The organism is Mycobacterium sp. MUNTM1, assembly GCF_054660795.1.
In genome coordinates this window covers 1-18,386 of the sequence record NZ_BAAGDE010000002.1, presented here as the reverse complement: position 1 = coordinate 18,386, position 18,386 = coordinate 1, and the positions used below count along the sequence as shown (strand labels likewise).

Here is an 18,386-nt window from a genome sequence, read left to right as displayed (position 1 = left end):
CTGGTAACTAACGCTTAACGACGTCGTGAAATTGGGAGATGCCGTTCCCCCGAGCTGGAGGGGCTAGTTGGAGCTACTACTGCTGACCTCGGAGCTTCATCCCGACCCGGTCCTGCCGTCGCTGTCCCTGCTTCCACACGCCGTCCGGACGGCGCCGCCGGAACCCTCTTCGTTGCTCGAGGCCGGGACCGCGGATGCGGTGCTCGTCGACGCGCGCACCGACCTGTCCTCGGCGCGCGGCCTGTGCCGCCTGCTGAGCACCGCCGGCCGTTCGGTCCCGGTGCTGGCGGTGGTGAGCGAGGGCGGGCTGGTGGCCGTGAGCTCGGACTGGGGCCTGGACGAGATTTTGCTACCCACGACCGGCCCCGCCGAGGTCGACGCGCGACTACGGCTGGTGATCGGCCGTCGCGGCGGCCTCGCGGACCAGGAGAGCGCCGGCAAGGTCAGCTTGGGCGAATTGGTGATCGACGAAGGCACCTACACCGCCCGCCTGCGGGGGCGCCCGCTGGATCTCACCTACAAAGAATTCGAGCTGCTGAAGTACCTGGCTCAGCATGCCGGGCGGGTGTTCACCCGCGCGCAGCTGCTGCACGAGGTGTGGGGCTACGACTTCTTCGGCGGCACCCGCACCGTCGACGTGCACGTGCGCCGGCTGCGGGCCAAACTCGGTCCCGAGTATGAAGCGCTGATCGGCACGGTCCGCAACGTCGGTTACAAGGCTGTCCGTCCGGCGCGGGGCCGCACGCCGGTCGCCGAGCCCGACGAATCCGACGAGGCCGACCCCGAATCCGAATCGCAGGACGCCCAAGATCCGTTGGTCGATCCGTTGCACACGCAGTGACGGCGCCCGACTGGCGCCGGACGCTGACCGTCGAAGAGCAGCGCGGCGTACGCGAACTTGTCAGTGCGGCAACCGAATCCGATGGCGTCGCACCGGTCGGCGAGCAGGTGCTGCGCGAGCTCGGGCACGACCGGACCGAGCACCTGCTGATCACGAACCCCGCCCCGGCCGGCGACGCGATCGTCGGCTACCTCAACCTGAGCCCGGCGCGCGAAGGGGAGACCGGGATGGCCGAACTGGTGGTGCACCCGCAGGCGCGCCGGCGCGGCATCGGGTCCACACTGGCACGCGCAGCATTGGCCAAAACCGGTGCGGGAAACCGCTTCTGGGCGCATGGCACCCTCGAGCCGGCCCGCGCGACCGCGTCGGCGCTGGGCCTGGCGCCGGTGCGGGAGCTGATGCAGATGCGGCGCTCCCTGCGCGATCTGCCCGGCACGGTGCCGTCGGTGCCTGGGGTCACGATCCGCACCTATGCGGGCACCGCCGACGACGCCGAGCTGCTGCGGGTCAACAACGCCGCGTTCGCCTACCACCCCGAACAGGGCGGCTGGACGGACGTCGAGCTGGCGGAGCGCCGCAACGAACAGTGGTTCGACCCGGCGGGGCTGTTCCTCGCGTTCGCCGACTCGGGCAGCGAGGCGGGCAGGCTGCTGGGTTTCCACTGGACGAAGGTGCATCTAGATCGGCCCGGGCTGGGCGAGGTGTACGTGGTGGGCGTCGACCCGTCGGCCCAGGGCCGCGGCCTGGGGCAGGCGTTGACCGCCGTCGGGCTCGACTGGTTGGGCCGGCGCCTGGCCGACGCCCCCGACCCCACCGTGATGCTCTACGTGGAGTCGGACAACGTCGCCGCGGTGCGCACCTATAAGCGGCTGGGCTTCAGCACCTACAGCGTCGACACCGCGTACGCGGTCGTACCCGCGGCGCACTGACGCGGGTACGAGCCGCACCTACCCCGATCGTTAATCTGGTGTTGGCCACCGAGATGTTGCTGTGGACCGCGCCGGCGCATATTCCCGCCGGCGCTTGGCAACCTCACATGAGAGATGGCCGGCGGCCGCCCACATGCGTCCGGAACGCGTCAGGAAAGCGAGATGGTGAGGCTCGACAGGCAGGGCAGGGCGCTGGCCGCCGCGGCGTTGGTCACGGCGCTGGGTGCCGGAGCGCTCACCGCCTGCGGCAGCGACGAGAACCCCCACGGGGCCCCTGCGCCGAGCTCCGGCGTCACCGGAACGGCGGGCTGCGGCGGCAAGGACAAGCTGACGGCGGAGGGCTCGACCGCTCAAGAGAACGCCGTCACGGTGTTCAACCAGGTGTGGGGCCAGTACTGCCCGGGCAAGGGCCTGTCCTACAACCCGACCGGATCGGGCGCCGGCCGTGAGCAGTTCATCGCCGGACACGTCGATTTCGCGGGCGCGGACTCTCCCTTGGTCGCCGACCAGATCGGACCCGCCGCCAAGCGCTGCGACGGGAATCCGGCGTGGGACTTGCCGATGGTCTTCGGCCCCATCGGGATCGTCTACAACCTGCCCGGAAATCCGCCTCTGGTGATCAACAGCGACGCGCTTGCCAAGATCTTCACCGGCAGGATCACCAGCTGGAACGATCCGATCCTGGCCGCCCTGAATCCGGGCACGCCGCTGCCCAACACCAAGATCACGCCGATCTACCGGACCGACTCGTCGGGAACCACCGACAACGTTCAGAAGTATCTGACCGCGGCCGCGCCGCAGAGCTGGTCCAAAGGGGTCGGCACGGAATTTCAGGGCGGCGTCGGCGAGGGCGCCGCGAAGTCTGCCGGCGTCATCCAGGCGGTGCGGGCCACCCCGGGCGCCATCGGGTACGTCGAGAAGGGCTTCGCCGACCAGGCCGGCGTGCCCTACGCCAAGATCGCCACCCGCGGCGGCGTGATTCCGCTGACCAACGACACGGCCGGGAACGCCGTCAACGCGGCGCGATTTTTGGCCGAAGGCCAGGACCTGGTGCTCGACCTCAATGCCATGTACGGCTCCGAGGAACCGGGCGTCTACCCGTTGCTGCTGGTCACCTACGAGATCGTGTGCTCAAAGGGCTACGACGCGCAGACCGCGGCGGCCGTCAAATCGTTTCTCTCCATATCCGCCACGAGCGCGCAGGGCGAACTCGCGAAGGCCGGCTACGTTCCGCTGCCCGATAAGGTCAGGGAGCGACTGATCACGGCCATCAATGCGATGCAGTGACCAAGTGAATCGGGTTTCAAGGAGCGACAACAGAACTGTGGCGGGATCACAGTGACAACGCCAAATCCCATCGACGCGGGCTCGGGCGCCGTGGTGGCTGCGCCGTATCCGGAGCAGCAGACCACACCCACCAGCCCCTGGGGCGAGGGCCGGCCGCATGTGGCGGACCGGGTCTTCCGCTGGCTCGCGCAGTCGTCGGGCGTGGTCATCATCGTGGTCATCGCCGCAATCGCCGCCTTTCTGCTCGGACGTGCGATACCGGCGCTGCACCGCAATCGGGAGAACTTCTTCAGCTACGGCGGTGTCTGGGTCACCACGGACCCCTCCGCGATGCACTTCGGCATCGCCAGCCTGGTCCCGGTCACCGTGTTCGTGTCGCTGTTCGCGTTGATCCTGGCCATGCCGGTCGCGCTGGGCGTGGCCATCTTCATCACCCAGTACGCGCCGCGGCGGGTCGCCACACCGCTGGCCTACTCGGTCGATCTGCTGGCGGCAGTGCCGTCGATCATCTACGGAGCGTGGGGTCTGTACGTGCTGGCGCCGCAGCTGCGGCCCGTCGCCGTGTGGCTCAATCGCTCCCTGGGCTGGTTTTTTCTGTTCGCCAGCGGCAACGCGTCGCCCGCCGGCGGGGGCACCATCTTCACCGGCGGCGTCGTCCTGGCGGTGATGATCCTGCCGATCATCACCGCGGTCACGCGCGAGGTGTTCGTCCAGACGCCGCAGGACCAGATCGAGGCCATGCTGGCGCTCGGTGCCACGCGCTGGGAAGTGGTCAAGACCGTCACGCTGCCGTTCGGGCGGTCGGGCTACGTCAGCGGCTCGATGCTGGGGCTGGGCCGCGCTTTGGGCGAGACGGTGGCGCTGCTGATCATCCTGCGGGGCACCCAGTCGGCGTTCGGCTGGTCGCTGTTCGACGGGGGCTCCACCTTCGCGACCAAGATCGCCGGCGCCGCGGCCGAATTCGACGACCGGTACAAGGCCGGTGCGTACATCGCCGCCGGGCTGACGCTGTTCGTGCTCACCTTCCTGGTCGACGCCCTGGCGCGGGGCGCCGTCGCCGGAGCCGGGCGGAAGGCCGCCCGATGACCTCGATGCTGGACCGCCCGCTCAAGCCGCGGACGTTCTCGCCGGTCAGCTGGCGCCGACGCATCACGAATTATGTTGCCACCCTGCTGGTTTCGCTGTCGCTGCTGGTCGCGGTGACCCCGCTGGTGATGGTGCTGTGGTCGGTGGTCGCCAAGGGCTTCAAGGCGGTGGCGTCAACCACATGGTGGTCGCACTCGCAAGCGGGGATGACGGCATTCGTGACCGGAGGAGGCGCCTACCACGCGCTGGTCGGCACCGTGCTGCAGGGATTGCTGTGCGCCCTCATCTCCGTCCCGCTGGGCCTGATGGTCGCGATCTATCTGGTCGAGTACGGCGGCGGCACCGCGCTGGGCAGATTGGCCTCGTTCATGGTGGACATTCTCAGCGGTGTGCCGTCAATCGTTGCGGCACTGTTCATCTATGCGCTGTGCGTGGCAACCCTGGGACTTCCCCGGTCGGAGTTCGCGGTGTCGCTGGCGCTGGTCCTGCTGATGCTCCCGGTGATCGTTCGCGCCACCGAGGAGATGCTGCGGATCGTCCCGGTGGACCTACGCGAGGCCAGTTACGCGCTGGGCATCACCAAGTGGAAAACCATTGCCCGGGTGGTCATCCCCACCGGGCTGTCCGGCATCGTCACCGGGATACTGCTGGCTATGGCCCGGGTGATGGGGGAGACGGCGCCGCTGTTGATCCTCGTCGGTTACGCACAATCGATGAACTTCGATATCTTCAGCGGGTTCATGGGGACGCTGCCCGGCATGATGTTCAACCAGACGACGGCCGGCGCGAGCCTCAACCCCATCCCCACGGATCGGTTGTGGGGCGCCGCATTAACCCTCATCCTGGTGATCGCCACCATCAACGTCGCGGCCCGGGTGATAGCGAAATTTCTGGGCGTCAGAAAGTCATAGGCAGGAGCACTAAGTGGCCAAACGGTTGGACCTCAAGGGCGTCAACATCTATTACGGATCGTTTCACGCGGTCTCGGATGTGACGCTATCGGTTCTGCCCCGCAGCGTGACGGCATTCATCGGCCCGTCGGGTTGCGGCAAGACGACGGTGTTGCGCACGCTCAACCGGATGCACGAGGTGGTGCCCGGCGGACGGGTCGAGGGCAGCGTGCTGCTCGACGACGAAGACATCTACGGCGCCGGCGTCGACCCGGTCGGCGTGCGCCGGGCCATCGGAATGGTGTTCCAGCGACCAAACCCGTTCCCCGCCATGTCAATTCGCGACAACGTTGTCGCAGGCCTGAAGCTGCAGGGTGTGCGCAACCGCAAGGTGCTCGACGAGACGGCCGAGTACTCGCTGCGTGGGGCGAACCTGTGGGACGAGGTGAAGAACCGGCTGGACCGGCCCGGCGGCGGACTGTCCGGCGGGCAGCAGCAGCGCCTGTGCATCGCCCGGGCCATCGCCGTGCAACCCGATGTGCTGCTGATGGACGAGCCGTGTTCGGCGCTGGACCCGATCTCGACGATGGCCATCGAAGAGCTGATCAGCGAACTCAAGCAGGACTACACCATCGTCATCGTCACGCACAACATGCAGCAGGCGGCCCGGGTCAGCGACTACACGGCGTTCTTCAACCTGGAGGCCGTCGGGAAGCCGGGGCGGCTGATCGAAGTCGACGACACCGAGAAGATCTTCTCCAACCCGAGCCAGAAGGCGACCGAGGACTACATCTCCGGCCGATTCGGCTAGCCGGGCGCCGCACCTACTGCGAGGCGGATCTCGTTTCTTCCTCGGGCAGCCTGCCGGTCGCCTGGAAGATGACCCGCCGGGCCACCTCCACCGCATGGTCGGCGAAGCGCTCGTAGAACCGGCCCAGCAACGTCACGTCGACCGCCGCCGCGACGCCGTGCTTCCATTCCCGGTCCATCAGCACCGAGAACAGATGCCGGTGCAGATCGTCCATGGCGTCGTCTTCTTCGCGAATCCGGGCGGCCTTCTCCGGGTCGCGCGACAACACCACCTCTTGGGCGCTGTTGCCGAGTTCGACTGCGATGCTGCCCATTTCGGCGAAGTAGCCGTTGACCTCTTCGGGCAACGCGTGCTGGGGATGGCGCCGCCGGGCGATCTTGGCGACGTGCAGCGCCAGCGCGCCCATCCGGTCGATGTCCGCCACCATCTGGATGGCACTCACGATGGCCCGCAGATCGCCGGCCACCGGTGCCTGTAATGCCAGCAGTACGAAGGCGCTTTCCTCGGCCTGCGCACTCAGCGCGGCGATGGCTTCATGATCGGAGATGACTTGTTCGGCCAGCACCAAGTCGGCCTGCAGCAGAGCCTGGGTGGCCCGCTCCATGGCGATTCCTGCCAAGCCGCACATCTCGCCGAGGCGCTCGGATAACTCCGAGAGTTGCTCGTGGTAGGCGGTCCGCATGGCATCAAGCCTACGGTCTCGCCGACCGAAACGGGCGGCGGAACGCCGTCAAAAGCCGCTACTCGCAGGTGGTGTCGGCCGCGTTGGTGACGGTCAGGTCCTCGGGCAGCTTGGCCGGCGCATTGCTCGAACCGCGTTCGATCTGCAGGCTCATCGACGATCCGCTGGGCTGCGGGCTGGCGACCGACTTGAAGTCGGGGCCCAGGACCACCTGCACGACCTGTCCGTAGCCGGAAACCCGTTGCACTTTCGCGTTGGCAAACGAGGAGGCGACGGTGGCGGCGGCCTCTTCGTTGCCGGGCGAGAACAGCACGGTCGTCGCGTTCACCGAGCTCGGATAGTCGTCGGGCGACATCACGTTGAAGCCGTCCTGCTTGAGCTGGCTGGTTGCGGTGGCCGCCAGGCCAGTTTGCGTGGTCGCGTTGGACACCCGCACCGTCACGCCGCTGGGCGAGGTCGTGGTGACCTGCTCGTGTTGCGCCTCCTGCGCCGGTGCCGGCGTCTTCTTCGTGGTGGGCGCCTTCGACGGGCCCTTCGTCGGAGACGTACTCAGATTCTGGGCGTTCTGGTCGTTTTCCTCTGGCAGCGGATCGTCGTTGATGATGGCGTCGAACAGCGCCCGCATATCGGCCATCCGCGGCGGCTCGTCGCCGTTCTGATCGGTCACCCCGGTCGGCACGGTGACGAACGTGACGTGCCCGGCCGCCATGCCCTGCAACGACTGACCGAGTTGGATCAGGTCCTTGGACTGCACGTTGTCGACGACGGTGTCGCTGATGAACATGTTGACGACGTTGTTGAGCTTGTTGGGGTCCAGCAGCGTGTCCTCGGAGATCAACGACCGCAGCAGCGATGACAGGAACAGCTGCTGGCGTTTGATCCGGCCGTAGTCGCCGTTCACTTCGGTGGTGACCTGGCGCGCCCGTACATAGTTCAAGGCGGTGGACCCGTCGAGAACCTGGCGCCCGCCGTGTTCGAGGACCGTGCCCAACTCGTAGTCGTGCAGCGGGGTGCTCGAGCAGACCTCGACGCCGCCGAGGGCGTCGACCATCTTCGCGAAGCCGGAGAAGTCGACGGCGATGAAGCGGTTGATGTTCAGGCCGGACAGCTTCTGGATTTCCTTGACCAGGCATTTCGGCCCACCGAAGGCGAATGCCGAGTTCAGTTTGGTCTCGGTGTAGACCATCTTCGGGCCGTAGGTCTTGGTCTTCGGGTCGTAGAGGGGCCCGTACTTGCCGGTTTCGGGGTTCCACGCCTCGCACTGCATCGGGGTGATCGCCAGGTCGCGGGGGAACGACACCGCCACCACGCGCTTGCGGTTGGCCGGAATGTTGACCAGCATGACCGTGTCCGAGCGTTCGCCGTCGGCGTCGTCGGTGGTGCCGGCGCCCATGTTGGCGTTGTCGCCCGACCGCGAGTCAAGTCCGACGATCAAGAAGTCCTCGTCGCCGTACTGTCCGCCCGGATCGCGGATGTCGCTGGAGTTCTGGTCCAGCGCGCTGATCGTGTTCAGCCTGGCGTTTTTCGACGAGCTCCACTGCCACGCGCCACCGGTCATGGCCAGGGCCAGCACCGCGGCCAGGGCGGCCGTCGACCGCGCGGCCACCAGCAGCGGACGCCGCCGGCGTCTGGGTTTCTCGGCGCCGGTGTCCGGGGCCAGGTCGTCGCAGTCGTCGTCGATCGGATAGTCCGTGGCCTCGAGGGCGCGAAGTTCGGCGACGGCGTCCATGGAGTAGGCCAGGTCGTCGATCACCTGTGTCGTCTGCAGCTCGATCGGCAGGCCCGGCTCGGCGTCGAACGGCTCGGCGCGCAACGGCTCGGCGTCGAATGGCTCGAGCTCGGGATCCTCCGCGGCAGCACGATGGTGGACGGGCCGTCCGGGCGCACCGATTTTGGCGATCAGATCGGCGACGCTGACGCCGCCGCCGGTGTGGGATCCGCCCTGTTCGGGTTCTTCCTCGCGCGCCGCGACGGCCTCCATCGGGGCCTCAGGCTGCCAGCGGTGCAGGCTGTCGTCGGCGGGGGGCTCGAAGAATCGCTCCCAGGGCGCGGCGCCCAACGGCGCCGGTTCCGGCGCGATCGGGTAGGCGTGTGCCCCGCCCGGCCCGCGCCGACCATTACGAGTGGCGTCGCTCTGGGCGTCACTCATGTCGTACCGGCCTCCGAAGCTCTGCTGCAGACGTCAGCGTGTGCGTGCGTAATGTCAGCGCAGCCCCGCGTCGCGAGCGCCGCCGCTGGTGCCAACCACTTTGTTGCCCTGGTGCAGCGGCGCGAAATCCATCCGCCACCCAGACGTACGCAACAAAGCCCACATCGTACTGAGTTATTGGTCCAGACGCGATCTCGAGTTGTCGGCTCAGCCGCCGGAGTGCATCACGTCGGCACCCGCCGGCACCGTGCAGTCGTCGGGGTCGGTGAGCCAACCCTCCGGCAGCACCACCCGGGCCGGCGAACCCTGCCGGCCGCGCGGGCCCGTCGCCTCGTCCGGGAACGGCACGGTGCCGTCCAGCCGGTCGAGCAGCGAGTCCAGCTCGTCGAGCGTCTTGACCATCGCCAGGGCCCGGCGCAGCTCGGAGCCGGCCGGAAAGCCGTGCAGGTACCAGCCGATGTGCTTGCGGATGTCGCGCATGCCCTTGTCCTCGCCGAAGTGCGCGGCGAGTAACTCGCCGTGCCGTCGGACGATGGCGGCGACCTCGCCCAGCGTCGGCGGCGTGGGTGGCGGATTGCCGGTGAACGCGGCCGACAGCTCGGCGAACAGCCAGGGCCGGCCCAGGCAGCCGCGGCCGATGACGACGCCGTCGCAGCCCGTGGTGGCCATCATGGTCAGCGCGTCGCTGGCGTCATAGATGTCGCCGTTGCCGAGGACCGGGATCGTCCGCACCTGCTGCTTGAGCCGGGCGATCTCCTCCCAGTCGGCGGTGCCGGAGTAGCGCTGCGCCGCCGTGCGGGCATGCAGCGCGACGGCCGCGGCCCCTTCGGCCTCGGCGATGCGGCCGGCGTCGAGGTGCGTGTGGTGTTCGTCGTCGATGCCGATGCGGAACTTGACGGTCACCGGTATCTGGGTGCCTTCGGTGCCGCGCACCGCTGCGGCGACGATCTGACCGAACAGCCGCCGCTTGTACGGCAGCGCCGACCCGCCGCCCCGCTTGGTGACCTTGGGCACCGGGCAGCCGAAATTCATGTCGATGTGATCGGCCAGGCCTTCGTCGGCGATCATCTTGGCGGCCGCGTAGGTGGTCGCGGGGTCGACGGTGTAGAGCTGCAGCGAGCGCGGCGACTCGTCGTCGGCGAACGTGGTCATGTGCATGGTCGCCGGATGACGCTCGACAAGCGCACGCGCCGTTACCATTTCGCACACATAAAGCCCGCTTACGGTGCCGACCTTGGCCAGCTCGAGCTCGCGGCACAGCGTCCGGAATGCGACGTTTGTCACGCCCGCCATCGGTGCCAGAACCACCGGGCTGGCGAGCGCGATGGAACCGATGCGCACCGCTTGGTTACCGCCGGCTCATGGTCAGCGTGCCGGCGGTCTTGTGCAGCTCGGCTGCGGTGGTCCTCTTGCCGGTGCGTTCTTCCCGCTCGAGCTGGCGCCGCTTGGAAATCTCGAACTTCTCGCAGGTTTGCTCGAGTTCCTTGATCAGCACAGCCAGGTCGTCGCGCATCGCGGCGGCCTCGCCGGTGAAGTCCTCGCGCTCGAAAATGCGCCATTTCTTCAGCACCGGCATCACCACATCGTCGAGGTGGATGCGCGGGTCGTACACACCGCCGACGGCGATGGCGACGGCCTTGCGGCGGAACTCGGGCACCTGGTAGCCCGGCATCTGGAAGTTGCGCAACACCTTGTGCAGCGACCTCATCGCCTGGTTCGGCGAAGCCTCGAAACCGGCCTCGCTGACATCGCGGTAGAAGATCATGTGCAGGTTCTCGTCGGCCGAGATCTTGGCCAGCAGCTGGTCGGCAATGGTCTCGTTGCAGGCCTTGCCGGTGTTGCGGTGCGAAATCCGGGTCGCCAGCTCCTGGAACGTCACATAGATGACCGAGTCGAACAGGCTCTCGGCGAACAGGTCGGCGCGCACCTGATGGTTCTGGCCCGGGCTGAACCCGCGGTTCACCACCTCGATGCGCAGCTTCTCCAGCTCGACCGGGTCGACCGCGCGGGTCACCACCAGATAGTCGCGCAGCGCGATGCCGTGCCGGTTCTCCTCCGCGGTCCACCGGTTGACCCACTGACCCCAGGCGCCGTCTAGCCCGAAGTTCATCGCGATCTCGCGGTGGTACGACGGCAGGTTGTCTTCGGTCATCAGGTTCTGCACCATCGCCACCTGGGCGACGTCAGAAAGCTGGGATTGGCCGGGCTCCCAGTCTTGCCCACCGAGCGCGTAGTAGTTCTTTCCGTCCGACCACGGGATGTAGTCGTGCGGGTTCCAGTTTTTGTGCATGGACTCGTGCCGGTTCAGGTACTTCTCGACGAACGGCTCGAGCTCGTGCAGCAGCTGTAGGTTTGTCAGCTCGGCTGACATAGGGCCTCCAGTTATCTGTGTCGATGGGTAGCAGTCAATATATCTGTGTACTTCAGTAGCATCAAGTTCCTGATCCGGCGCGCCAGGTGACGTTTTGATGCCGGTTTCGGGCCGACGTTTTTTGTAGGTTCAGTTGTACGGCTTGCCGATGCGGCGGAAAAGAAAACGCGCGTTACTGCGACTTGCCGAGCTCGGCGGCCGGGACGTAGGGCGCGGCCGTGATGTAGAGCATGTTGACGCAGTAATCAATGAACTGCTTGCGGGTGGCACCCAGCTGCCCGTGCAGATAGGCGGTGAACAAGCCCGAGAGCCCGCCGACCAGGCTGGTGGCAATCATCTTCTGCAGCACGGCATCGCCGATCCGCGACAGCTTGCGCTGCAACAGGTCGATGAAGTTGGGCATCCACTCCGCGCCGGAGCGGGTCAGCACCGGTTCCACCGCCGGTGCCAGCAACAGCACGCGTCCGCCGACCGGGTCGTCGACCATCAGCTCGACGAATCGCTCGACGGCCTCACGCGGGGTGGTCGCCGACGTCAGCGTATTCATCGCGCGCGTGCACACATCGTCGTAGACCGCGCGCACGAACTCGTCACGGTCGGCAAAGCTTTCGTAGAAATAGCGTTCGGTCAGCGCGGCCTGGCGGCAGACCGCGCGCACGGTCAGCGCCGGCCCGCCGGGACTGCCCAGGAGCTGCACGCCGGCGCTGATGAGGTTGTCACGGCGAAGGGCGAGGCGACTCTCCAAGGGAACGCCGGTCCAGCGCCCCCGTCGTTGACCCGTCTGCACATCGCTCCTAAGCTCTAGAATGACAACGGCTGTAGTCAAAAATTCACGGTACCTACAGGAATCCAATAGTGACTCAAGATACGTCCGCATCCCACCCTCTGACCAGCGACGTAACACGTGGTGACGCCGTCGGCGCCGCTGAGCAGTCGGTTTCGGCCGGGCAGTCCGACGCGTCCGGCGGTGTCGCGGCCGGCTGCCCGGTGTCGCCGGCGGGGTACGACGCGCCGCCGGCACCGCTGGGGCCCGACTCGCTGACCTGGCGGTACTTCGGGGACTGGCGAGGCATGCTGCAGGGTCCGTGGGCGGGCTCGATGCAGAACATGCACCCGCAGCTGGGGGCGGCGGTCATCGATCACTCCACGTTCTTCCGCGAGCGCTGGCCGCGTCTGCTGCGTTCGCTGTATCCCATCGGGGGAGTCGTGTTCGACGGGGACCGCGCCCCGGGCACGGGTGCCGAGGTGCGCGACTACCACACCGACATCAAGGGGGTCGACGAACAGGGCCGGCGCTACCACGCCTTGAACCCCGACGTCTTCTACTGGGCGCACTCCACCTTCTTTATGGGCACCATCCATGTGGCCGAGCGATTCTGCGGCGGCATCACCGAGGAGCAGAAGCGCCAGCTGTTCGACGAACACGTCGAGTGGTACCGGATGTACGGCATGAGCATGCGGCCGGTGCCGGCTTCCTGGGAGGAGTTCCAGGTCTACTGGGACCACATGTGCCGCAACGTGCTGGAGAACAATTGGGCGGCCCGGGCCGTGCTCGATCTGACCGAGCTGCCGAAACCCCCGTTCGCGCAATGGATTCCGAATCCGCTATGGGCCGCACAACGCAAGTTGCTGGCGCCGTTCTTCGTCTGGCTGACGGTCGGCCTCTACGATCCGCCGGTGCGCGAGCTGATGGGCTATCGCTGGTCACGCCGCGACGAGTGGCTGCACCGGCGCTTCGGCGACCTCGTGCGAGGCGTGTTCGCCCTGGTGCCGCCCAGATTCCGCAAGCATCCTCGGGCCCGGGCCGGCTTGGACCGCGCCAGCGGTCGCATCCCGCTCGATACGCCCCTGGTGCAAACCCCGGCGCGCAACCTGCCGCCCGAAGACGAGCGCGGTAACCCCAAGCATTACTGCCCGGCGGTCTCCTGACCCGACCGGGCGCCGGTCGCGCTACGCGTGGGTGTGACCGTGAACTTCTTCCAGGCCTGCCTGATGGACGTGCGTGTGGGTGTGTTCGGTGCCGTCGGCGTGCGCGTGTGAGTGTTCGTGCTCGACGTGCTCGTGCTCGTGGCTCGTGTGCGCATGGTCGTGCGTCACGTCGCCGTGCTGGTGCTCGTGCGCGTGTGGCGCGTCGTGGGTGTGGTCTTCGCTCATTGCTGTTCTCTCCTTTGTGAAATGCTTTGTGGCTGTTGCGCACTCAGCGGCCGGCGCTGCGCTGCCGGCTGGGCGGGCGGGACGGCTCGGCGACGGCCTTGAGCCCGCTGTCGCGGCGGTGGTGACCGGGCACTCCGGGGCCGGCGTGCTCGGCGTTGAAGACCGCATCGATGACGAGTTGGCGGACGTGGTCGTTTTCCAGGCTGTAGTAAATCGTCGTGCCCTCCCGGCGGGTGCGGACCAGGCGTGCCATCCGCAATTTCGCCAGGTGCTGGGAAACCGACGGCGCCGGCTTGCCCACGTGCTCGGCGAGTTCGTTGACCGACATCTCGTCGTCGGTCAACGACCAGAGCACCTGCACGCGAGTGGCATCGGCCAGCATTCGGAACACCTCGACCACGAGGTTGGCCTGGTCATCGGGCAGTCGACCTTTGCCACTATCTGCATGCATACGCAAATACTAGCGAAGGCCGCCCGCGCTGCCAAGGACGCCGATCAGGCCGAGGGGACCACCGTCGACTGGCGGCCGCCGTTGCGCTCGTTCCAGAGCCGGTAGACCTCGACGGCGTCGTCGTCGGGCTCATAGCGCATGGGCAGGCGTCGCTGGTCCCATTCCTTCGCGAACTCGTCGTAGAAGGTGGACAACTCGAAGTACTTACGGTCATCGACGTAGTACTGCTCGTAGCTGTCCCGGGTGGTCAGGAACACGACTTCCTTGGGTGAGCAGTAGTACAGCGAGCCCAGGCACATCGGGCAGGGATGGGCCAGCACGTAGATGGTGGCGTCGACGAGGTGCTCGGTGTTCAGCTTCATGCAGGCCTCGCGGATCGCCAGGATCTCGGCGTGGGCGGTGGGATCGTTCGTCTGGGCCACCTTGTTGGCGCTCTCGGCCAGCACCGCCCCGTCCTGGACGATGACGGTCGCGAACGGGCGGCCGCCCTCGGTCACGTTTCGGCGGGCCAGCTCGATCGTCCGTTGGGCGAAGTCGGTCATGGGGTCCTCCGGCGTAGAACGGGGGGCAGATAACTCGGAGAGTAGTCCCGCCGACCGGGATGCGACCTTGTGATACTAACTAGATTGTCTATGTTTTTTCTGACCCGGTTAAGGGGGCATCATGGCGCGCGCCGAACGTGATCGTTGGGACCTGGCGACGAGTGTCGGGGCGACGGCGACGATGGTGGCCGCGCAGCGGGCGCTGTCATCCGATGCCAAGCTGATCGACGACCCGTACGCCGCACCGCTGGTGCGCGCGGTCGGGATCGACGTCTACGTCCGGCTGGTGAACGGCGAAATCCCAGCCGGCGGCAACGCCGAGTTCGACCCGCAGCGGATGGCGCGGGGGATGGCCTGCCGAACCCGGTTCTACGACCAATTCTTTCTGGACGCGACCGGCAGGGGCATCGGCCAGGTGGTGATCCTGGCGTCGGGACTCGATTCCCGCGCCTACCGGCTGCCCTGGCCGGCGGGGACGGTCGTCTACGAGGTCGACATGCCAGAGGTGATCGAATTCAAGACGCTGACGCTGGGCGACCTGGGGGCCGAGCCGGCCGCCGAGCGGCGGACCGTCGCCATCGACCTGCGCGACGACTGGGCCTCCGCCCTGCAGGCGGCCGGGTTCGATCCGCAGGCCCCATCGGCATGGAGTGCGGAAGGACTGGTGGTGTACCTGCCCGACGAGGCCCAAGACGCCCTGTTCGACAACATCACCACGCTGAGCGCCCCCGGCAGCCGTCTCGCCTTCGAATTCGTACCTGACACTGCCGTTTTCGCCGACCCGCGGTGGCGCGCCCACCACGACCGGATGAGCGAACTCGGGTTCGAGATCGACTTCAACGATCTCGTCTACCACGGCCAGCGCAGCCACATCGTCGACCACCTGAGCCGGCGCGGCTGGCAGACCAGCTCCCGGACGATTGCTGAGCTGCATGCGGCCAACGGGTTTGCCTACGCCGACGACGACGTCGCGGCGGCCTTCGCCGATGTCACCTACAGCAGCGCGGTGCTCGGGCGCTGATTGCGGTGCGCGGAGCGGGCCGCGCGCCGTATGGTGCCCCCACCAGGGCTCGAACCTGGGACCTGCGGATTAAAAGTCCGTAGCTCTACCAACTGAGCTATAGGGGCCGCGGAGATTCAGGATACTTGGACCGAAAACGAGGCTCGTTTGAGGATTGGGCACACCGTGACCTAAGCTGACGTGGCTCCCAACGAAACCACGTTGCGAGTACCCCGGAGTGATTCGGTTCTGGCCCCCATCGTCTAGTGGCCTAGGACGCCGCCCTTTCACGGCGGTAGCACGGGTTCGAATCCCGTTGGGGGTACGCGACGCGGTGACGCGGAGCAGCAGCAAGGCCCTGTGGCGCAGTTGGTTAGCGCGCCGCCCTGTCACGGCGGAGGTCGCGGGTTCGAGTCCCGTCAGGGTCGCCAAGCGCGGCGAGGAAATCGCTGCCCTCCGGCCAGGTAGCTCAGTCGGTACGAGCGTCCGCCTGAAAAGCGGAAGGTCGGCGGTTCGATCCCGCCCCTGGCCACCACGGATGTGCGAGTTCTCGGCGTCGCGCGGCGTCAAACCACGTAGGGCGCAATCAGAGTGGTGGCACCCAAAACCACCAGCCCGATCAGGAACGCGACGATCGTGAAGCCCATCACCTGACGGACATTGAGTTTCGCGATCGCGAGCAGGGGCAGCAACCAAAAGGGCTGGATCATGTTCGCCACCCCTTCGCCGACGGCGACCGCCATGGACATCAACCCGAGGTATGCCGGCGAGATCTGACCGACCGCGCGCGCCGAGTCGACCGCGATCGGGCCCTGCACGGCCCAGTGGCCGCCGCCGGATGGCACGAACAAGCTGATGATCAACGAGCCGATGAAGGTCAGGAACGGCAGCGTGTACTGCGTCGCGCCGCTCACCAGCCCGTGGGCCAGCAGGGTCTGCAGGGGCACGGACTTGCCGCCGGCGTGCGGCGGCGCATAGCCGAGCAGGGCGACCAGGCCGCCGTAGAGCGGGTACTGCAGCAGCAGCGGACCGGACACTTTCGCGGCACCGGTGAATGCCCGGATGAACCGGATCGGCGTGCGATGCAGCAGCGCACTGGTGATCGTGAACAACATGATCATCGACGAGATGTTCAGCGCGAAACCGCTGAGGCAGAAGTAGGCAATGCCCGCGGCGAACACGAGGACGTTGAGGATCCACTGGTTTTCCAGCCATTCGGCGAACGATCGCTTGCCCTTGGCCTTGGCCTCGGGCTGGCTCTCGTCCTCGAACACGGCGGGGTCGGGCGCAAGGCTTTGCGTCGGCTGCATGCGCCAGATCGCCAACGCGAGCAGCGCCAGCACCACGATCACCGATAGCCAGCTGTAGGGCTCGAAGATCGTCAGCTTGAGCGGCACCGTGGCGCCAGTCATCTTGTGGATCACGTTGATTGGGCTGCCGTCATCCGTGTTCGCCAGCGCGATCGACGACGACAATCCCTGCGTCCAGACGATGAAGCCCATGAACGCCGCCGCGATGAGGTAGCCGAAATGTGTGTCGGTGAAGCGCCTTGCGACCTGGCGCGCGATCAGCGCACCCGCGACCAGCCCGAGCCCCCAGTTCAAAAGGGAGAGAGCGGCGCTCAAGCCGAAGCAGAGCAGGGCTCCCTGCACCTGGTTCCTCGGTTTGCCCGCGATGTGGACGATGGCTCGCTTGAGAACCGGCGCCTCGGCGAGCGTGTAACCGGTCACGAGGATCAAGACCATCTGGAAGGCGAACGTAAAGATGTTCTGCGATCCCCATACGCCCCCGTACCACGCCTTGAGCATGCCGCCCGCCGAGGCGCCGCGGACCAGCAGCGCGACCAGCGCGGCGACGATGACGGTGAGGATGACCGCGAACAGGTAGGGGTCGGGCATTAACCGTTCGACGTACCGGACGCACAGTGCGGTGAAAGCCTGGATGACGCCGCGGTGTCTGGGTTTACCGTCTTCTTCTGGCGCGCTTGGCTGCTCGTCGTCGGGCTCCTCGGTTGCGGCCGTGGGTTCTTCGCTCGTCGTCATCGACCTGCCCTCGCGTTCTCTGGCCAGCTCGCGTTCGACCGCGCGCATTGGCTGATCGTAATAGCGGAACTGATGCGGCCTGAACCTGACGGCAGATGTCGCGGCTATGAACTGTCCGTGGCCACCACGTTGCAATCCGCAGCAGCGGTGCGTGGGCCCGCCCGGTGCAACCGGCGTCTGCGGCTACTTGAGCATGCTCCCCGCGTCGACGGTGACCGGAAGGCCTGTGATGTAACGCGATTCGTCGGAAGCCAGGAACAGCACCGCGTTGCTGATGTCTACCGGTTCGACCCAGCCGACCGGGAGGACGTGCATGAACTGCGCGGCGACCTTGAGGTCGTCCGGGCCGGGGTTCTCCAGATCCGGCCGGAACAGCTTCATGGTTCCCTCGTTCATGAACATCGGCGTGTTCACATTGGTCGGGTGAACGGAATTCACCCGGATGAAGTGCTGGCCGAGTTCGACCGCGAAGGTACGCATCAGTCCGACGACGCCGTGTTTGGCGGCGATGTAGTGACCGGTGTGCGGGTAGGCCTTGAGCCCACCGACCGAGCTGGTCAAAATGATCGATCCGCCCTGGCCCTGGGAAATTAAATGCGGCACACCGGCTTTGACGGTCTTCCAGACCCCGGAGAGGTTGACGTCGATCATGTCCCGCCAGTCGTCTTCACTGGTCTTGTCGAGCGTCTGGCCGCCGTTGCCGATCCCGGCGTTCGCGCAGATGATGTCCAGGCGGCCGAGTTGTTCAACCCCGCTGTCCACCGCCGCTTTCAGGGCGTCGTAGTCGCGCACGTCGACTTGGGCGGTCACGATGCGCCGGTTGAGCCCCTTGATGAGATCGGCCGTCTCGGCCAGGTCATCCGGCGTCGACGCCGGGATCTCGCTGTTGCTGCTGATCGGGGTGCAGATGTCGACGGCGATGATGTCGGCGCCCTCCTGCGCCAGGCGCACCGCGTGACTGCGGCCCTGCCCCCGGGCCGCCCCGGTGATGAACGCGACCTTGCCCTCGACTCTTCCGCCCATGACTGCACCTCACTGATCGGTCGACGTCAATTATTTGTCGATCGATCAGTGAGGGTGGCACCATTTGGCCGCAGTGTCAACAGCCGCCCGGGCCGGTCGCACGACTTGGCGCCGCACGACGGAAGCGG

General features: G+C 66.8%; 18 protein-coding genes and 4 tRNA genes. 11 read left to right on the top strand and 11 right to left on the bottom strand.

The genetic code is table 11. From position 1 onward, the window contains the following. Positions 1–67 precede the first annotated feature (67 nt). From ACYQ8K_RS01590 to pstB, 6 genes are all read left to right on the top strand, one after another. A complete protein-coding gene (locus ACYQ8K_RS01590; protein WP_459966636.1) occupies positions 68–841 on the top strand; it encodes a winged helix-turn-helix transcriptional regulator in 774 nt (257 codons plus the stop codon). Further along, entirely contained in the window at positions 838–1,770 is a 933-nt protein-coding gene (gene mshD / locus ACYQ8K_RS01585) for a mycothiol synthase (RefSeq protein ID WP_459966635.1), read from the top strand. Before ACYQ8K_RS01590 ends, mshD begins: the two co-directional genes overlap by 4 nt. Positions 1,771–1,935: 165 nt before the next feature. After that, positions 1,936–3,057, top strand: coding sequence for a phosphate ABC transporter substrate-binding protein PstS (gene pstS / locus ACYQ8K_RS01580; RefSeq protein WP_459966817.1), 1,122 nt, complete (start codon positions 1,936–1,938; stop codon positions 3,055–3,057). A 51-nt stretch (positions 3,058–3,108) separates the two neighbouring features. Beyond that, positions 3,109–4,143, top strand: coding sequence for a phosphate ABC transporter permease subunit PstC (pstC, locus tag ACYQ8K_RS01575; RefSeq protein WP_459966634.1), 1,035 nt, complete (start codon positions 3,109–3,111; stop codon positions 4,141–4,143). Further along, a complete protein-coding gene (gene pstA, locus ACYQ8K_RS01570; RefSeq protein WP_459966633.1) occupies positions 4,140–5,054 on the top strand; it encodes a phosphate ABC transporter permease PstA in 915 nt (304 codons plus the stop codon). Before pstC ends, pstA begins: the two co-directional genes overlap by 4 nt. Before the next feature lie 13 nt (positions 5,055–5,067). Continuing rightward, on the top strand, positions 5,068–5,844 hold the full coding sequence (pstB, locus tag ACYQ8K_RS01565) for a phosphate ABC transporter ATP-binding protein PstB (RefSeq protein WP_065028428.1): 777 nt from the start codon (positions 5,068–5,070) through the stop codon (positions 5,842–5,844). A gap of 13 nt (positions 5,845–5,857) precedes the next feature. Here pstB and phoU read toward each other — a convergent pair whose 3' ends face one another. The 5 genes from phoU to ACYQ8K_RS01540 form a co-directional block, all read right to left on the bottom strand. Continuing rightward, positions 5,858–6,526, bottom strand: coding sequence for a phosphate signaling complex protein PhoU (phoU, locus tag ACYQ8K_RS01560; RefSeq protein ID WP_459966632.1), 669 nt, complete (start codon positions 6,524–6,526; stop codon positions 5,858–5,860). 58 nt (positions 6,527–6,584) lie between these two features. Beyond that, a complete protein-coding gene (locus tag ACYQ8K_RS01555) occupies positions 6,585–8,675 on the bottom strand; it encodes an LCP family protein (RefSeq protein WP_459966631.1) in 2,091 nt (696 codons plus the stop codon). A 207-nt stretch (positions 8,676–8,882) separates the two neighbouring features. Beyond that, complete coding sequence (gene dusB, locus ACYQ8K_RS01550; protein ID WP_459966630.1) at positions 8,883–10,016, bottom strand: tRNA dihydrouridine synthase DusB; 1,134 nt, start codon at positions 10,014–10,016, stop codon at positions 8,883–8,885. 7 nt (positions 10,017–10,023) lie between these two features. Then, the gene (locus ACYQ8K_RS01545; RefSeq protein WP_459966629.1) at positions 10,024–11,046 is read right to left on the bottom strand and encodes an acyl-ACP desaturase; all 1,023 of its coding nucleotides are present in this window, start codon (positions 11,044–11,046) and stop codon (positions 10,024–10,026) included. A 172-nt stretch (positions 11,047–11,218) separates the two neighbouring features. Beyond that, the gene (locus ACYQ8K_RS01540) at positions 11,219–11,833 is read right to left on the bottom strand and encodes a TetR/AcrR family transcriptional regulator (protein ID WP_459966628.1); all 615 of its coding nucleotides are present in this window, start codon (positions 11,831–11,833) and stop codon (positions 11,219–11,221) included. 68 nt (positions 11,834–11,901) lie between these two features. Here ACYQ8K_RS01540 and ACYQ8K_RS01535 point away from each other — a divergent pair, with 68 nt between their 5' ends. Next, complete coding sequence (locus ACYQ8K_RS01535; RefSeq protein ID WP_459966626.1) at positions 11,902–12,975, top strand: oxygenase MpaB family protein; 1,074 nt, start codon at positions 11,902–11,904, stop codon at positions 12,973–12,975. A 21-nt stretch (positions 12,976–12,996) separates the two neighbouring features. On the opposite strand, the gene ACYQ8K_RS01530 is transcribed toward ACYQ8K_RS01535, so the two are convergent. From ACYQ8K_RS01530 to ACYQ8K_RS01520, 3 genes are read right to left on the bottom strand one after another with little or no spacing between them, the layout of a single operon-like run. After that, positions 12,997–13,200, bottom strand: a complete 204-nt coding sequence (locus ACYQ8K_RS01530; RefSeq protein WP_459966625.1) for a zinc transporter Slc39a7 — start codon at positions 13,198–13,200, stop codon at positions 12,997–12,999. 43 nt (positions 13,201–13,243) lie between these two features. Continuing rightward, complete coding sequence (locus ACYQ8K_RS01525; RefSeq protein ID WP_459966624.1) at positions 13,244–13,651, bottom strand: ArsR/SmtB family transcription factor; 408 nt, start codon at positions 13,649–13,651, stop codon at positions 13,244–13,246. A gap of 44 nt (positions 13,652–13,695) precedes the next feature. Beyond that, positions 13,696–14,193, bottom strand: coding sequence for a nucleoside deaminase (locus ACYQ8K_RS01520; RefSeq protein ID WP_459966623.1), 498 nt, complete (start codon positions 14,191–14,193; stop codon positions 13,696–13,698). 121 nt (positions 14,194–14,314) lie between these two features. On the opposite strand from ACYQ8K_RS01520, the gene ACYQ8K_RS01515 reads away from it, so the two are divergent. Continuing rightward, the gene (locus tag ACYQ8K_RS01515; RefSeq protein WP_459966622.1) at positions 14,315–15,214 is read left to right on the top strand and encodes a class I SAM-dependent methyltransferase; all 900 of its coding nucleotides are present in this window, start codon (positions 14,315–14,317) and stop codon (positions 15,212–15,214) included. A gap of 31 nt (positions 15,215–15,245) precedes the next feature. Here ACYQ8K_RS01515 and ACYQ8K_RS01510 read toward each other — a convergent pair. Next, a tRNA-Lys gene (locus ACYQ8K_RS01510) sits at positions 15,246–15,321 on the bottom strand. Positions 15,322–15,445: 124 nt separating this feature from the next. On the opposite strand from ACYQ8K_RS01510, the gene ACYQ8K_RS01505 reads away from it, so the two are divergent. The 3 genes from ACYQ8K_RS01505 to ACYQ8K_RS01495 all read left to right on the top strand — a co-directional run bounded on the left by ACYQ8K_RS01505 (position 15,446) and on the right by ACYQ8K_RS01495 (position 15,728). Then, positions 15,446–15,518, top strand: a tRNA-Glu gene (locus ACYQ8K_RS01505). Between the two features lie 29 nt (positions 15,519–15,547). Continuing rightward, a tRNA-Asp gene (locus tag ACYQ8K_RS01500) sits at positions 15,548–15,624 on the top strand. 27 nt (positions 15,625–15,651) lie between these two features. Continuing rightward, positions 15,652–15,728: transfer RNA gene (locus tag ACYQ8K_RS01495), tRNA-Phe, on the top strand. 31 nt (positions 15,729–15,759) lie between these two features. On the opposite strand, the gene ACYQ8K_RS01490 is transcribed toward ACYQ8K_RS01495, so the two are convergent. Together ACYQ8K_RS01490 and ACYQ8K_RS01485 are read right to left on the bottom strand one after the other, a co-directional pair. After that, positions 15,760–17,136 (bottom strand): TIGR00366 family protein, encoded by a 1,377-nt coding sequence (locus ACYQ8K_RS01490; RefSeq protein ID WP_459966816.1) that lies wholly within the window; start codon positions 17,134–17,136, stop codon positions 15,760–15,762. 282 nt (positions 17,137–17,418) lie between these two features. Next, positions 17,419–18,258: a mycofactocin-coupled SDR family oxidoreductase gene (locus ACYQ8K_RS01485; RefSeq protein ID WP_459966620.1), complete on the bottom strand. Its 840-nt coding sequence runs from the start codon at positions 18,256–18,258 to the stop codon at positions 17,419–17,421. Positions 18,259–18,386 lie beyond the last annotated feature (128 nt).